The 15,562-nt window shown below is 30.6% G+C and carries 18 protein-coding genes; 12 read left to right on the top strand and 6 right to left on the bottom strand.

The window, feature by feature from the left end:
• Window positions 1-5: 5 nt before the first annotated feature.
• Genes map through gpmI form a run of 3 tightly spaced genes read right to left on the bottom strand, consistent with a single transcriptional unit; the run spans window position 6 to window position 2,898 of the window.
• Window positions 6-809 (bottom strand): type I methionyl aminopeptidase, encoded by an 804-nt coding sequence (gene map, locus H0I30_RS08885; protein WP_218771511.1) that lies wholly within the window; start codon window positions 807-809, stop codon window positions 6-8.
• A 30-nt stretch (window positions 810-839) separates the two neighbouring features.
• Entirely contained in the window at window positions 840-1,370 is a 531-nt protein-coding gene (locus H0I30_RS08880) for a thioredoxin family protein (protein WP_218771510.1), read from the bottom strand.
• 10 nt (window positions 1,371-1,380) lie between these two features.
• The gene (gene gpmI, locus H0I30_RS08875; RefSeq protein ID WP_218771509.1) at window positions 1,381-2,898 is read right to left on the bottom strand and encodes a 2,3-bisphosphoglycerate-independent phosphoglycerate mutase; all 1,518 of its coding nucleotides are present in this window, start codon (window positions 2,896-2,898) and stop codon (window positions 1,381-1,383) included.
• Window positions 2,899-3,043: 145 nt separating this feature from the next.
• Between gpmI and H0I30_RS08870 the strand changes: the two genes are divergently transcribed.
• Window positions 3,044-3,538: a hypothetical protein gene (locus H0I30_RS08870; RefSeq protein ID WP_218771508.1), complete on the top strand. Its 495-nt coding sequence runs from the start codon at window positions 3,044-3,046 to the stop codon at window positions 3,536-3,538.
• A 65-nt stretch (window positions 3,539-3,603) separates the two neighbouring features.
• Here the strand turns inward: H0I30_RS08870 and H0I30_RS08865 are convergent, their stop codons facing one another.
• Both H0I30_RS08865 and H0I30_RS08860 read right to left on the bottom strand, forming a co-directional pair.
• Complete coding sequence (locus H0I30_RS08865) at window positions 3,604-3,858, bottom strand: hypothetical protein (RefSeq protein ID WP_218771507.1); 255 nt, start codon at window positions 3,856-3,858, stop codon at window positions 3,604-3,606.
• A 155-nt stretch (window positions 3,859-4,013) separates the two neighbouring features.
• Window positions 4,014-4,787 carry a M48 family metalloprotease gene (locus H0I30_RS08860; RefSeq protein WP_218771506.1) on the bottom strand — a complete coding sequence of 258 codons (774 nt, stop codon included), beginning with the start codon at window positions 4,785-4,787 and terminating at the stop codon, window positions 4,014-4,016.
• A 109-nt stretch (window positions 4,788-4,896) separates the two neighbouring features.
• Between H0I30_RS08860 and H0I30_RS08855 the strand changes: the two genes are divergently transcribed.
• Together H0I30_RS08855 and H0I30_RS08850 are read left to right on the top strand one after the other, a co-directional pair.
• On the top strand, window positions 4,897-6,639 hold the full coding sequence (locus H0I30_RS08855) for an aromatic amino acid hydroxylase (RefSeq protein ID WP_218771505.1): 1,743 nt from the start codon (window positions 4,897-4,899) through the stop codon (window positions 6,637-6,639).
• Window positions 6,640-6,653: 14 nt separating this feature from the next.
• The gene (locus H0I30_RS08850; RefSeq protein ID WP_255554359.1) at window positions 6,654-6,968 is read left to right on the top strand and encodes a rhodanese-like domain-containing protein; all 315 of its coding nucleotides are present in this window, start codon (window positions 6,654-6,656) and stop codon (window positions 6,966-6,968) included.
• Between the two features lie 9 nt (window positions 6,969-6,977).
• Here the strand turns inward: H0I30_RS08850 and H0I30_RS08845 are convergent, their stop codons facing one another.
• Window positions 6,978-7,934: a GSCFA domain-containing protein gene (locus tag H0I30_RS08845; RefSeq protein ID WP_218771504.1), complete on the bottom strand. Its 957-nt coding sequence runs from the start codon at window positions 7,932-7,934 to the stop codon at window positions 6,978-6,980.
• Window positions 7,935-8,046: 112 nt separating this feature from the next.
• Between H0I30_RS08845 and H0I30_RS08840 the strand changes: the two genes are divergently transcribed.
• From H0I30_RS08840 to H0I30_RS08800, 9 genes are all read left to right on the top strand, one after another.
• Window positions 8,047-8,940 carry a MerR family transcriptional regulator gene (locus tag H0I30_RS08840; protein WP_218771503.1) on the top strand — a complete coding sequence of 298 codons (894 nt, stop codon included), beginning with the start codon at window positions 8,047-8,049 and terminating at the stop codon, window positions 8,938-8,940.
• Window positions 8,941-9,073: 133 nt separating this feature from the next.
• A complete protein-coding gene (locus tag H0I30_RS08835) occupies window positions 9,074-10,537 on the top strand; it encodes an NAD(P)/FAD-dependent oxidoreductase (protein WP_218771502.1) in 1,464 nt (487 codons plus the stop codon).
• A 1-nt stretch (window position 10,538) separates the two neighbouring features.
• Window positions 10,539-11,381 carry a phytoene/squalene synthase family protein gene (locus H0I30_RS08830; protein ID WP_218771501.1) on the top strand — a complete coding sequence of 281 codons (843 nt, stop codon included), beginning with the start codon at window positions 10,539-10,541 and terminating at the stop codon, window positions 11,379-11,381.
• The gene (locus tag H0I30_RS08825) at window positions 11,381-11,827 is read left to right on the top strand and encodes a sterol desaturase family protein (RefSeq protein WP_218771500.1); all 447 of its coding nucleotides are present in this window, start codon (window positions 11,381-11,383) and stop codon (window positions 11,825-11,827) included. The genes H0I30_RS08830 and H0I30_RS08825 overlap by 1 nt, the downstream gene beginning before the upstream one ends.
• Window positions 11,824-12,525 carry a lycopene cyclase domain-containing protein gene (locus H0I30_RS08820; protein ID WP_218771499.1) on the top strand — a complete coding sequence of 234 codons (702 nt, stop codon included), beginning with the start codon at window positions 11,824-11,826 and terminating at the stop codon, window positions 12,523-12,525. Before H0I30_RS08825 ends, H0I30_RS08820 begins: the two co-directional genes overlap by 4 nt.
• A complete protein-coding gene (locus H0I30_RS08815; protein WP_218771498.1) occupies window positions 12,512-12,985 on the top strand; it encodes a TspO/MBR family protein in 474 nt (157 codons plus the stop codon). The genes H0I30_RS08820 and H0I30_RS08815 overlap by 14 nt, the downstream gene beginning before the upstream one ends.
• 4 nt (window positions 12,986-12,989) lie before the next feature.
• Window positions 12,990-13,643, top strand: coding sequence for a TetR family transcriptional regulator C-terminal domain-containing protein (locus tag H0I30_RS08810; protein WP_218771497.1), 654 nt, complete (start codon window positions 12,990-12,992; stop codon window positions 13,641-13,643).
• Window positions 13,640-14,950, top strand: a complete 1,311-nt coding sequence (locus H0I30_RS08805) for an AarF/ABC1/UbiB kinase family protein (protein WP_218771496.1) — start codon at window positions 13,640-13,642, stop codon at window positions 14,948-14,950. The genes H0I30_RS08810 and H0I30_RS08805 overlap by 4 nt, the downstream gene beginning before the upstream one ends.
• On the top strand, window positions 14,950-15,561 hold the full coding sequence (locus H0I30_RS08800) for a flavin reductase family protein (RefSeq protein ID WP_218771495.1): 612 nt from the start codon (window positions 14,950-14,952) through the stop codon (window positions 15,559-15,561). Before H0I30_RS08805 ends, H0I30_RS08800 begins: the two co-directional genes overlap by 1 nt.
• The last annotated feature ends 1 nt before the right edge of the window (window position 15,562 follow it).

The following is a 15,562-nucleotide window of genomic DNA, read 5'->3' as shown; positions in this document are numbered from 1 at the left end:
AGTTTTTACGCTCTAAATTCATCCTCTTCATTACTTTCAATGCCTAAAGCATCGTAAATATATTTAAAGGTTGATAATAGTTCTGGTTTACCGTTAACGATAGCAATATCATGCTCGAAATGCGCAGATGGTTTACCATCTAAAGTAGTAATTGTCCAACCATCATCGTGTTGTAATATTTTATGAGTTCCTAGGTTTGTCATTGGTTCAATGGCAACAACCATACCTTCAATAAATTTTTTTCCACGACCTCTACGACCGTAATTTGGCATTTCAGGATCTTCGTGCATTACACGTCCTAGACCATGACCAACCAACTCTCGAACAACTCCATAGCCATGTTTTTCACAGTAATTCTGAATAGCAAAACCTACATCACCAACGCGATTACCTACCTTAAGTTCACGAATTCCTTCGTATAAACTTTGTTTAGTTACGTCTAATAATTTTTTAGTATCAGTAGCAATTTCACCTACGGCAAATGTGTAAGCGTGATCTCCGTAAAAACCATTTTTAATAGCGCCACAATCAATTGATATAATATCTCCTTCTTTAAGAGATTCTTTATTTGGCATTCCGTGTACAACTTGCGAGTTCGGACTCATACAAAGTGTATTCGGAAAATCATATAATCCTAAAAAACCAGGAATAGCTCCTTGCTCACGAATAAAATCTTCAGCAAGTTTATCAAGATATAAAGTAGAAACTCCTGGTTTTACTTCTTTAGCAAGCATTCCTAATGTTTTTGATACTACTAAAGCACTTTCGCGCATTAATTCTATTTCTTCTCTAGTTTTGGCTATGATCATCTTAAAAAATATTGAGGCGCAAATTTACGTTTATTTTTGATATGGATGTGTATATGGCTTACCAGAAACTATTTTTAAAATATCTTCTTCAATCGAGCTACCATCTATAGGGTGTTCTACAAAACGACCAATTTCTTTTCCGTCTTTATAAAAGATAAAAGTTGGTACTCTAAGTACATTAAAACCTTCTTCTAGTCCGTTTGCCTTTTTTGTGCGATCAACAGTTATTAATTCTAAATTTTTGTAATTAAATTCTGATTGATCTAATAATTTATAAAAATTAGGAATTTCTCTTTGGCTGTCGCCACACCAAGTTCCCATAAAACCTTTAATGGTAATGTCTTTTAAGTATGGTTTTAATTGTGTAATAGTGTTTTTATCTGTTTCGTAATAACCATAAAAGTCATTAAACCATTCTGATCCGTACGGCTCTTGCTGAAAATCTTTCTTTGTTGCAATTCCCACTAAATTACCATCTTTATCTTTCGTGGCAAGATTTTTAGGTACAGAAGCACATGAAAGAATAAATAAAGTAATTAATGTGTATATAATTTTTTTCATCATTGATATTTTAAATAAGTGAGTTTTGGGTCATTTCTTTAGGTTTTACTACATTCATCAGTCGTAAAATAGTTGGTGCAATATCACCCAATACACCATTTTTTATTGATTTTATTTCTTTGTCGATTAAAATCATAGGAACCGGATTTGTAGTGTGTGCTGTATGAGGTGTTCCGTCTGGATTCATCATCGTTTCGCAATTACCATGATCGGCAATTAAAATAGTTGTGTACTCATTTTCTAAGGCTATTGTAATTACATCTTTCACACAATTATCTACAGTTTCACAAGCTTTTACAGCCGCATCAAAAATACCAGTATGACCAACCATATCGCCGTTGGCAAAATTTAAACATACAAAATCTACATCTCCTTTTTGTAATTCGGGTACAATGGTATCGCGAATTTCATAAGCACTCATTTCGGGTTGTAAATCGTACGTAGCAACTTTTGGCGACGGACATAATAGGCGCTTTTCTCCTTTAAATTTTTCTTCTCTTCCGCCGGAAAAGAAAAATGTTACGTGTGGGTACTTCTCCGTTTCAGCAATCCTAATTTGACTTTTTCCTGCGGATGCTAAAACTTCTCCTAAAGTATTTTCAATATTATTACTGTTGTAAATCACTTTGATATCCTTAAAAGCTTCTGAATAGTTTGTCATGGTAACAAAATACAAAGGCAGTTTTTTCATTTGAAAATCTGGAAAATCTTTTTGGTTTAAAGCTTCGGTTAGTTCACGACCTCTATCTGTTCTGAAATTGAAGAAAATAACAACATCATCTTCTTTTATAGTCGTTTTCGGTTTCTTGTTTTCATCAACCATAATAATTGGCTTTATGAATTCATCAGTAATTTTTTCATCATAACTTTGTTGAATACTTTCTATAGCATCCGAAGAAAAACTTCCTTTACCATTTACCAAAGCATCGTAAGCTAGTTGAACTCTTTCCCAACGATTGTCGCGATCCATAGCATAATAACGACCAGTAACAGAAGCGAGTTCTCCGGTAGTTTTTTGCATGTGTTCTTGAATATCATTGATGAAGAATTTCCCCGATTTCGGATCACAATCTCGTCCATCAGTAAAAGCATGAAGAAATACGTTTTCTAATTCATGTTCATTTGCTGCTGTTAGCAACCCTTTTAAATGACTAATGTGTGAATGAATTCCGCCATTAGAAACCAAGCCTAAAAAATGTACATTTTTATGATGTTTTTTAGCGTGAGCAAAAGCGTTTAGAAGTTCTGTTTCTTTTGCTAACGTATTTTCTTTAACAGCTTTGTTAATCTTTGCAAGGTTTTGATATACAATTCTACCAGCGCCTATATTCATGTGACCAACTTCAGAATTGCCCATTTGTCCTTCAGGTAAACCTACATGTTCTCCGTCTGTGCGTAATTCAGCATGAGGGAATTTATCATATAATGAATTTATAAAAGGTGTTTTAGCATTATATACGGCAGATACTTTTGGGTTTTGGGTGATTCCCCAACCATCTAGTATCATTAAAATTACTTTCTTGTTCATATTACAAATTTACTTTTTTTGGTTACAATACACATAATGATTGTTTGTTAAAAGTAAAATTCATTTGAGTTAAGATTTTTTTTAAAAGAGATAATGTAAAGTGTAAACCTAACGTAGTTTTGCAGTGTAATTAAAAACAAAGAACATGAAGAAAGTAATTTTATTAGTACTAGCAATAACGAGTTTTTCAATAGCAAATGCACAAGTAGGGGAGGGAACAAATTGGTTAAAAATAGGTGTTCACGGTGGTGTGCCAGTAGGAGATGTATCAGATGTTTCTAATTTTGCATTGGGATTTGATTTAAAATATCAATTTTTAAATACCGAAAGTTTCGCAATAGGTGCTTCTACAGGGTATACAAATTATTTTGCTGAAGATGGATTTGAAGATTTCGGAATTATTCCATTAGCGGGTTTATTTAGATATTACCCAACTGAAAACTTCTTTTTAGGAGCAGATTTAGGATATGGTTTTTTAACAGAGGGAGATGAAACAGGTGGGTTTTATTATAGACCAGAGGTAGGATACCATAATGATTCTTGGAATATCTTTGCATATTATCAAGGGTTATCGGTTGATAATTTTTCACCAGCATCTGTAGGTGTAGGTGTTAATTATAACATTATTCAGGGTAAATAATAAAAGCAATGCTTTTTAAATATATATAAACTGAGTCCATTAATTTGGATTCAGTTTTTTATTGTTCACAATAATAAGTAACTAAATAAAAGAATTACAGCTAATAATAAAAGTCCTTTTTTAGTTATATTGATTAGGTTTTCTTTTTTTAACTGAGTTTTTATTTCTTGCAACTCCTTTTTAGTTGCTGTATTATTAAAATGTAATTGATCGTTATTTTCTTTTTGAAATCGTTCTAGTTTTTCAAAAGTATTTTTTCTGTTTCTCTTATTGTTTTTTATGCTAGTAATCATACTAGAAACTGCGCCTCCAAAACTCATAGCTATTAATTTAGGATTATACTTATAGGTAGCTTTTTTATTATAAATGTTACAGAATTATTCTCTAATATATCATTGCGAGGTGTGAAGCAACCTGTAAATATTAATTAAATAAGCTTAAGATTACTTCATTTTGTTCGTAATGACGTTGGTAGTTATTTACGGTACTTACGAATTGCTTCTTTAATTTTTTCGACTCTGTTTTCAGGATCTGGATGTGTGCTTTGAAACTCGGGAGTTCTATTCGGTCCTGCAGCTTGTTTTAAAATTTCCATCACGCCAATTAAACTTTCAGGGTTATAGCCTGCATCTATCATTAATTTTACACCTAAATCATCACTTTCAAGCTCGTCATCTCTACCATATTTCATGTTAACAACATTTGCTATGGCAGCCATTCCCTCGGTAGTGCTGGGATCAAAACCAACAGAAGCACCAGAAAGTAATCCTTGCGTTAATTCTTGTTTTGCCATACGAGCAGCCGAATGACGACCAATAACATGGCCAATCTCATGCCCTAAAACACCAGCTAATTGATCTTCTTTTTTTAATTTAGAAAACAACGCAAAAGTGATAAATACTTGTCCGCCAGGTAAAGCAAAAGCATTAATGGTTTTTTCATCTTTTAATAAATGAAAATCAAAAGGATATCCAGTTTTATTTGCAATACTATTTTTTAATAATTTCTTACCAGTATTATCTACTAGGTCCTGATATTTTTTACTAGGATACAAACCACCATGTTGTTGCGTCATTTGTGGGGCACTGCTTAACCCAATAGCAATTTCTTGTTTTTTAGAAATAGAAATATGTTGTGTTTTGCCTGTATAAGTATTTGTTTCTGCGCTAGAACAATATTTTACTAAAGCGAATAGAGCAATAGCAACACCAATTAAAAGCCTAATTTTTAAACTTCCGCGATTTCTCATAGTTTTAAATTTATGATAAAAGTAAAAATACAAAATATATAATTTAACGGATTACGATTTTTTGTGAACTATAAAAAACTTAAATTTACCCAGCAAAACAAACAATAATATGGAATCTCATTTTGAGCTAAATGAAGTGACTAAAAAGTTACCGAAACACTTACATAAATTTGTAGTTAAACAACCGTATCACGAATATACGGCCCAAAACCAAGCGGTTTGGCGATATGTTATGCGTATGAATGTTGATTATTTAGGTAAAGTTGCACATGCTTCTTATTTAGAGGGCTTAGATAAAACAGGTGTTTCTATAGAAGATATTCCTTACATGGCAGGTATGAACCGTATTTTAAAAGATATTGGTTGGGCTGCGGTTTCGGTTGATGGTTTTATTCCGCCAAATGCATTTATGGAGTTTCAGGCTTATAATGTTTTAGTGATTGCTTCTGATATGCGAACCATAAATCATATAGAATATACTCCAGCACCAGATATTATTCATGAAGCAGCAGGGCATGCACCAATTATTGCAAATCCAGAATATTCAGAGTATTTACGTCGTTTTGGAGAAATAGGTTCTAAGGCAATTTCATCATCTAAAGATTATGAAATGTATGAAGCGATTAGATTGTTATCTATTTTAAAAGAGAATCCGAACTCAACTGAAAAAGAAATAAACGAAGCACAAGAAAAAGTAGAATGGCTGCAAGATAATATGGGGGAATTATCTGAAATGGCACAAATAAGAAATTTACATTGGTGGACAGTTGAATATGGTTTAATTGGTAAGCTTGATGATCCTAAAATATACGGTGCGGGTTTATTGTCATCTATAGGAGAAAGCATGTGGTGTATGAAAGACGAGGTTAAAAAAGTGGCCTATTCTATAGAAGCAGCTACTGTAAGTTTTGATATTACAAAACCACAACCACAGTTATTTGTAACTCCAGATTTTGCCTATTTAAGTATGGTTTTAAATGAGTTTGCGAACTCTATGGCACTTAGAACAGGTGGATTAAAAGGTGTTAAGAAATTAATTGATTCTAGTAATTTAGGAACGATTGAATTAAGTACTGGTATTCAGGTTTCGGGTGTTTTTACAAATGTTATTGAAGATAGTAAGGGTAATGTAGCTTATTTACAAACAGCAGGGCCAACAGCTTTAGCAAGTAGAGATAAAGAGTTAATTGGTCACGGAATTATATATCATGCAGAAGGTTTTGGTAGCCCTGTAGGGAAATTAAAAGGAATCAATTTGCCTATTGAAGATATGAGTCCGCGTGATTTAAAAGCCTACGGAATTTATGAGGGTGAAGCAATAACATTAGAGTTTGAAAGCGGTGTTGTTGTTGATGGAAAAATAATTACTGGAACTCGTGATTTAAGAGGTAAAATTTTAATTATATCTTTTAAAGATTGTACGGTAACATACCAAGATCAAATATTATTTCAGCCAGAATGGGGAGTTTATGATATGGCAATTGGTAAAGAATTAGTTTCGGCTTATTCTGGGCCAGCCGATGTAAGTTCTTTTGGTGATATGGGTAAGGTTTCTGAAACAAAAACAACTAAAATCGAATATACTCCTTCTCAAAAAGAATTATATAACTTATATGATGAGGTTAAAGAAATGAGAAACAAAGATGTTGTTTTAGAAAACGATATTTTAACAATTTTCACGAAGTTGCAAAATGATTTTAAAGATGATTGGTTGTTATCTTTAGAGTTGTATGAATTAGCATTAAGTAAGGATTTTAAAGTAAAAACAGCATTAAAAAACCATTTAGAAGAATTGAAAGGTAACAAGAGTTACAGTACTTTAATTGAAAACGGATTACATTTGCTGTCTTAATAATAACAAAGCGAATGGGATTATTTAATTTATTTAGAAAGAAAAACATGACAAACGAAATACAAGAATATTTAGATAAAGATGCTGTGATTTTAGATGTGCGCACTTTGGCTGAATGGAACGAAGGGCACTCTGATGTAGCAAAGCATATTGTTTTAACAGTAGTGCCTTTAAATGTAGAAGAAATAAGATCTTGGAATAAACCAGTAATAGCCGTTTGTAAGAGTGGTGGAAGAAGTGGACAAGCAATGCAATTTTTAGCAAGCCACGGAATAGATGTAATTAACGGTGGACCTTGGCAAAATGTAGATCAGTATTTGGTTAAATAAGATTAAATATTAAAATTTCATAAAAGGAAATGCTTTAATAAGTGTTTCCTTTTTTTGTTGAAGGTTGTTTAAGAATTTTAAATGCGCTTCAGAAGTTGGATTAAAAGAGCGATGTGTTATGCCTTTTTGAACGGTTTCTACTTTATTCATTGTTTCTTTGGTTTGCTCAGAAAACCAAACATCAGTAAATCTTTCCCAAATATAATCTACAGCAATTTTGCTAGGATGAATCATATCTTCAGTGTAAAAACGATAATCACGAAGCTCATCCATCATTATTTCATAAGAAGGAAAATAATTTATTTTGTCACTTTGAGCGGAGTCAAGAAGTTGGTGAATTGCTGCTAATAAATGAGATTTACTACGTTGGTTTTCTATAAATCCGTCTTTTAAATGTCTAACAGGTGAAACTGTAAAAGTAATCGTAACATTCTTGTTTATAGAGGTAATTAATTTAGTTATGGCATCGATACTTTCTGTTATTTCATCAACAGTTAAAATTTCTTTTAAAAATTTTTTTTGCGGAATTTTATGACAATTCGCAACTATAGTATCTGTTTCAATAAAACGATATACCCACGAAGTTCCTAGGGTTATTATAATATGTGTGGCGTTTTTTAATTGCTGAAGTGTTAGGGTGTTTGCGGTATTTAAATTATGTATTAGCTCGTTTTTATCTGAAGAACTTAAGTTAGAATGCGCGTTGAAAGAATGCCATTGTTCATTGTTAAAAATAATATCTTTGGTAGTGTGTTTTTTTTCATTGATAGCCATCGTTATTAGTGTTTCAATAGCTTTTGGGTGGAATAAAATACCAAACGGATTCGTAGTTGATTGAAACTTGTAGTAAGCTAATTTTTTCCCTATGTTCTCTGAAAAACAAGAACCTATTAATAGTAATTTAGAATTGTAATCAACTTTATGGAACTGCTGCTTTTTTAAAGGAATTGTAGTTTGAAGAATCATAGAAGAAATATAAATAGCTGTCCAAAAATAAAGATAAAACCCTTATAAATAATTATTAATCTTTTTTTATGTTTAAAAAAACATATCTTTGTTTAATAAAAATCAACATAAATTGAACAATATTAAAAAATCTTTTACAATTAAAGACCTTGAGAATATTTCGGGGGTAAAAGCACATACGATCCGTATTTGGGAAAAAAGATATGATTTGTTAACACCAGAAAGAACAGATACCAATATTAGGTATTATTCTTCAGAGAATCTTCAGAAGTTATTAAATGTTGTGTTGTTGTATAATAACAACAACAAGATATCTAAAATAGCTCAGATGTCTAATGATACTATTATTGTTAAGGCAAGAGAATTGGCTTTTAAAGCAGCGGTAAATGATGAGGCAATCAACTCTTTTAAGTTGGCGATGTTTCAATTTGATAAGGTTTTGTTTAATAACACTTATAATAAGTTACTAAATAAAAAAACGTTTAGAGAAATTTTTAAAGACGTTTTTGTACCTTTTTTAAGTCATATAGGTTTATTATGGCAAACGGACACTTTGTTGCCAGCACATGAACATTTTATATCTAATTTAATTTCTCAGAAAATTCAAATTAGTACAGAAAGATTAGAGTATACTACTACAAATTCTAATATTACATATGTGCTTTTTTTACCTGAAAATGAAATACACGAATTAGGATTAATGTATTTGAATTACGAATTAGTTTTAAGAGGTAATATGACTATTTATTTAGGGCAGAGTTTGCCGTTAAGTAATTTAAATTATTTTTTCGAAAGCGAGACAGAAGTTCGTTTTATTACGGCATTAACTATTCAGCCATATGATGATAAAATTGTTGATTATTTTCGTGAAATTGAAAATGTTTTAACAGGTACAAAACATCAATTAATAGCTGTAGGATCTAAGACTGAAAAAATAAAAGACCTCGATTTTAACGCTAATATTACCATTTATTCTTCTGTTATTGAATTGTTAAAAACATTATAAATTAAAATGTTTAATCTTTTTGCTTATTTATTAAACAAAAATTCGTAAATTTGATTAAGTCATTTTTTTTGCTTCACCTTTAAATTTTTATATATTTAACAACGAAGCTAATAATCTTTTTAAAAAAGTAAAATTGAAAAAAAAAATATCAATAATAGGTTCAGGTTTTTCTTCTCTAGCAGCATCATGTTATTTAGCGAAAGCCGGTTATGAAGTCGTAGTTTTAGAAAAAAACGCAACAGTAGGTGGTAGGGCTAGGCAGTTAATTAAAGACGGTTTTACTTTTGATATCGGTCCGACTTGGTATTGGATGCCAGATGTATTCGAAAAGTTTTTTGCTGATTTTGGTAAAAAACCTGCCGATTATTATGAGTTAGAAAAATTAACTCCGGCTTATCAAGTATACTTCGATGCTTTAGATTCAATAACAATTCCCGGGAGTTTAGAAGAAATATACGAGGTCTTTGAAAAAGAAGAAAAAGGTAGTTCAAAGCACTTAAAGAGTTTTTTAAAATCAGCAGAATATAATTATGATGTTTCTATAAACGATTTAGTGTACAAGCCAGGAGTTTCTCCTTTAGAGTTGGTTACGCCAGTTACTATAGGTAAGATTACTCAGTTTTTTTCAACAATAAGAACACAGGTAAGAAAGAAAATAAAAAGCAAAAAGTTAATACAGATTCTAGAATTTCCGGTGCTATTTTTAGGGGCAAAACCAAGTAATACCCCGGCTTTTTATAATTTCATGAACTATGCAGATTTTGGTTTGGGTACTTGGCATCCAAAGGGCGGAATGTATAAAGTAATTGAAGCGATGATTACGTTAGCAACCGATTTAGGAGTTAGTTTTAAAACTGAAGCAAATGTAGATGAAGTTACTGTAAACGATATAGGCGAAGCAAATGGGCTAATGGTTAATGGAGAGTTTGTTTCATCAGATATAGTTTTAAGTGGTGCAGATTATCATCATACAGAAACTTTATTGCCCAAAAAGTACAGGCAATATTCAGAGAAATATTGGGATAAGAAGGTCTTTGCTCCATCATCATTACTTTTTTATGTAGGTTTTGATAAAAAGCTAGCAAATGTTTGTCACCACACATTATTTTTTGATACAGATTTTGATTTACACGCAAAAACGATTTACGATACACCTAGTTGGCCTAAAAAACCATTGTTTTATGCGAGTTTTCCTTCAATAACTGACGACTCTTTTGCGCCAACAAATAAAGAAGCAGCAACTTTTTTAATTCCGCTTGCCCCTGGCTTAGAAGATACTCCAGAGATAAGAGAAAAATATTTTAATCTTATTCTTGAAAGATTAGAAAAATTAACCGGTCAATCGGTTAAAGAAAATATATTATTTAAAGAAAGTTTTTGTGTAAATGATTTTGTAAAAGATTACAACTCATACAAAGGTAATGCTTACGGATTAGCAAATATTTTAACACAAACAGCTTTTTTAAGACCAAAAATAAAAAGTAAAAAAGTTAAGAATTTATTTTTCACGGGTCAATTAACAGTGCCAGGACCAGGAGTTCCGCCAGCATTAATATCTGGTAAAATAGCATCAGATTTAATTTTAAAAAACCACTAAAATGAAACAATTATTTGATGAGGTTTCTTACTCGTGTAGTAAGTTGGTAACTCAAAAATATAGTACATCTTTTTCCTTAGCAACAAAAATGTTGTCACCAAAAATTAGGGGAGCCATTTATAATATTTATGGTTTTGTTCGTTTTGCTGATGAGATTGTAGATTCTTTTCATGAGTATAACAAAGAAGATTTGTTAGCGCGTTTTGAGAATGAGTATTATGCAGCTAAAAAAGAAGGTATCAGTTTAAATCCTATATTAAATTCATTTGTTTACACAGTAAATACGTATGGTATTTCTGATGATATGGTGCAAGCTTTTTTAAAAAGTATGAAAGCGGATTTGTTTAAAACCGAATATAAAACTCAAGAAGAATATGATGCCTATATATACGGATCTGCCGATGTTGTTGGTTTAATGTGTTTAAAGGTTTTTGTTAACGGAGATGATCAAAAATACGATGAACTTAAAGCTGCAGCAATGCGTTTGGGTTCAGCATTTCAAAAAGTAAATTTTTTGCGTGATTTAAAAGATGATTTTGAGCTGTTAAATCGTTCATATTTTCCGAATGTAGATCTTAAAAAGTTAGACGAAACATCAAAAGAGATAATTATTAAAGATATTGAAGCTGATTTTGAATATGCGCTTACAAATGGAATTTTAAAATTACCAGTTGATGCTAAATTCGGAGTTTATATGGCTTATAGATATTATAAAAAATTATTAAACAAGTTAAAAGCTACTCCGTCAGCTAAAATTATGGATACTAGAATTAGAATTTCTAATCCGATGAAAATAAACTTGTTAGCAAGAAGTTATGTTAAATATAAATTAAAAATGATATAATGTTATTTACAGTTATAACGATTTTAACCTTTGTAACTATGGAAGGTGTTACATGGTGTACTCATAAATATATAATGCACGGTTTTGGTTGGTTTTTACATGAAGATCATCATCAACCTGGTTACCCAAATGTTTTCGAAAAAAATGATGCTTTTTTCGTTGTTTTTGCTATACCAAGTATTTTGTTATTCTATTTCGGAATTAGACCCGAGTTGAATTATTTGTTTTTTATTGGTTTAGGTATTTTGTGTTACGGAATCGCTTATTTTTTAGTGCACGACGTTTTAATACACAGACGATTCAATTGGTTTAAGAATACTAATAATCAATATTTAAAAGGATTAAGAAAGGCGCATAAAATTCATCATAAACATTTAGGTAAACCAGATGGAGAATGTTTTGGAATGCTGTTTGTGCCCTTTAAATATTTTAAGAAAAGACAATGAGTCAATACTTATATCTCATATTAACATTAGGTAGTTTAAGCATTCCGTTATTGTATAGTATAATTGAAAAAAAATTTCATTTTATTCAATACTTTAAAGAAGCTTTTATAAGTATTTTATTGGTTGCAATTCCTTTTTTAATTTGGGATGGGTTGTTTACAAAATATGGAGTTTGGGGATTTAATTCAACCTATCATTTATCGATAGAGATTTTTAGAATGCCTATTGAAGAATGGTTGTTTTTCTTTTGTATTCCCTACGCTTGTTTGTTTACTCATGAAGTCTTAAAATATTTAGCCCCTAAGTTTAAATTATCAAAAGGAGCGGTAATAATTACCAGTTTTTTATTGATTCTTATAACAGGAATTTTATTGATTTTTAATTTCGGAAAACTATATACAACAATAAATTTTATACTCTTTTTAGTATTACTTTTTTACGGATTAAAATATCATCTAACAACATTGCAAGAATACTTTCCTAGTTTTTTAGTCATCTTAATTCCGTTTTTAATCGTAAACGGCATACTAACAGGAAGTTTTATAGATGAACCAGTTGTTTGGTATAATAATAAAGAGAACCTAGGATTTAGGTTATTTACAATTCCGTTTGAAGACGTTTTTTACGCATTTACCATGTTGTTTTCAGCACAATTAATATTCAACTATTTAAAAAATAAAAAGTTTGAAAATAAATAAATACATACGGTTTTTAGTATTCTTAGTGTTTAATTTTTTGGTACTAGGAATAGGTACTTTATTGATGGAAGACGGCCCTCAAAAGGAGTGGTATCTTTCGTTAAATAAAGCACCTTGGACGCCTCCTGGCTGGATTTTTGGAGCAGCTTGGACAACGATAATGTTATTGTTTTCATTTTATATGACCAAGTTAAGTTTCGAGTATAAATTTTTAGATAAAAAATTACTCTCACTGTTTATAGCTCAATGGATGTTAAATGTAAGTTGGAATTACTTTTTTTTCAATCAACAATTAACAGTTGTCGGATTAGTTTCTATTACATTGTTATGGCTGCTAATAGGTTATTTTACTTTCGAGCATTTAAATAAATTAAGAATGTTCACATTACTAATACTTCCGTATTTAATATGGATGACGATTGCAACAAGTTTAAACGCATACATCGTATTTTATAATTAAAATTATGGCAAAAAAAAAGAATATTACCCAAGAGAAAATAGTAGAATGGTATATGAATTCGGTTTTAATTTCTGGCAAGCCAACTTCGGTATACTCATTTGCGCATGAAAATAATTTCGAAGAATCAGATTTTTACAAGCATTATTCAACTTTCGAAAGTTTAGAGAAGTCAATTTTTGCAATTTTCGCGAAAGAAACAATCCATTTACTACATAAAACAGAAGCTTATAAAGATTATTCATCAAAAGATAAATTACTAAGTTTTTATTTCACTTTTTTCGAATTATTAACAGCAAACAGGTCTTATGTTTTAATGCAATTAAAGGATATAAAATCTGATTTTTCTAAGTTATCAGTTCTAAAAAAACTACATACCGAGTTTATACATTTTGTAAACGGAATTAGTTTAGAAAAAATTGATTTTAAAAATGATAAAATTAATAAAATTCAAGATAAAACAATTTCAGAAAGCTATTGGTTACAATTATTAATGGTAATGAGATTTTGGATAGATGACGAGTCATCAAATTTTGAAAAAACAGATGTTTTTATAGAGAAATCTATCAAAGCCAGTTTTGATATTCAGCAAATCGCACCGGTAAAAAGTGTAATTGATTTAGCAAAGTTTTTGTGGAAAGAAAAAGGTACATCATTATGAAAACACTAAATAAAATACCTACATCAAAAATAGAAAGAGCAACAAAGCTTGTAACTACAGGGCTTAAGGTTGGTGTTAATTATGCTAAATATTACGGTAATAAGATAACAAAAACAGAAGAGGAAGCAAGAGAGCAGCTAAATGAAGACAATGCGACAGATATTTACGACGGATTAAAGGAGTTAAAAGGATCGGCATTAAAAGTTGCGCAAATGCTAAGTATGGAAAAGAGTTTGTTGCCAAATGCTTATGTAGAGAAATTTTCTTTATCACAATTTTCGGTTCCGCCACTTTCAGGGCCATTAGTTGTTAAAACATTTTTAAAATATTTTAAAAAAACACCAGATGAAGTTTTTGATACATTTACGGTAGAGTCTGTAAATGCGGCAAGTATTGGGCAAGTTCATAAAGCTACTGTGAATAATAAAACATTGGCAGTTAAAATTCAATATCCAGGTGTTGCAAACAGTATTTCTACAGATTTAGCAATGGTTAAGCCTATTGCAATGAAAATGTTTAATATAAAAGGAGAAGGATCTGATGAATATTTTAAAGAAGTTGAAAGTAAATTACTAGAAGAAACTAATTATATTTTAGAGCTAAAACAAAGTAATGAGATTGCAAATGCTTGCAGTAAAATTCCGAATTTAAAATTCCCTAAATATTACGAGGAGTTTTCTTCTGATAGAATTTTAACGATGGATTGGATGGACGGAATCCATCTATCTGAGTTTACTAAGAAGCAATTAAATCAAGAAACTTCAAATAAGCTAGGTCAAGCTTTATGGGATTTTTATATGTATCAATTACATGTATTAAAAAAAGTACATGCAGATCCGCACCCAGGAAATTTCTTAGTATCACCAGAAGATGACTTAATAGTTATTGATTTTGGATGTATGAAAGAGGTTCCTGATGATTTTTATGTGCCTTATTTTGAGTTGGCAGTTAAAGAGAATATTGATAACCCAGCTTTTTTTGAAAGTAAATTATATCAATTAGAAATTCTAAAAAAAGAAGATAGCCAAGAAGAAATTATCTTTTTTAAAGAATTATTTTATGAAATGCTATCGTTATTTACACAGCCATTTCAGCAAGAAGAGTTTGATTTTTCGGATGAGAATTTCTTCGGAAAAATAGCTGAATTAGGTCAGAAATATTCTAAAAGTACAGAGCTTAAAAAGATGAATGGAAATAGAGGCTCAAAGCACTTTATTTATATTAACAGAACATTCTTTGGGTTGTATAATTTAATGCACGACCTAAAAGCAACAAATATTAAAATTAATAATTATAAAAATATATAATGCATTTATCTAGAGCGGCAATAGATGAGATGGATCATCTATATAAAATAAATTTAATGAACAGTATTTCTGGTTATAAATCGGCTAATTTAATAGCTACAAAATCAGAAGACGGAATATCAAATGTTGCCGTTTTTAGCTCCGTGGTTCATTATGGCTCTAGTCCTGCAATATTAGGTTTTGTATTGCGACCAACTACGGTGGCAAGGAATACCTATGATAATATAAAAAAAACAGGATTTTATACTATAAATTCAGTTAGTGAAAACATCATAGAAGATGCGCATCATACCTCTGCTAAATATGCACCAGGAATATCAGAATTTGATAAAACTGATTTATCCGAAGAATATAAAGGAGGTTTTTACGCGCCTTATATTACAGAATCACCATTAAAAATTGGATTAAAATTTTTAGAAGAGTATCATATAAAAGCAAACGGAACTATTTTGGTTTTGGGCGAAGTAACAGATTTGTATTTTAAAGACGAAATGCTTTCTGAAGACGGGTTTTTAAATTTATCCGAAGCAAAAATTGCAGCAATAAACGGTTTAGATACCTATATAATATCAGGCAAACAAAAACGATTATCATACCAAAGACCAAAATAAA

Source organism: Tenacibaculum sp. AHE14PA (genome assembly GCF_019278465.1).
In the GTDB taxonomy this organism is placed as follows: Bacteria; Bacteroidota; Bacteroidia; order Flavobacteriales; family Flavobacteriaceae; genus Polaribacter; species Polaribacter bernardetii.
Note: the sequence above shows the minus strand (reverse complement) of the source record. Positions and strands in the feature narration are given on the sequence as shown.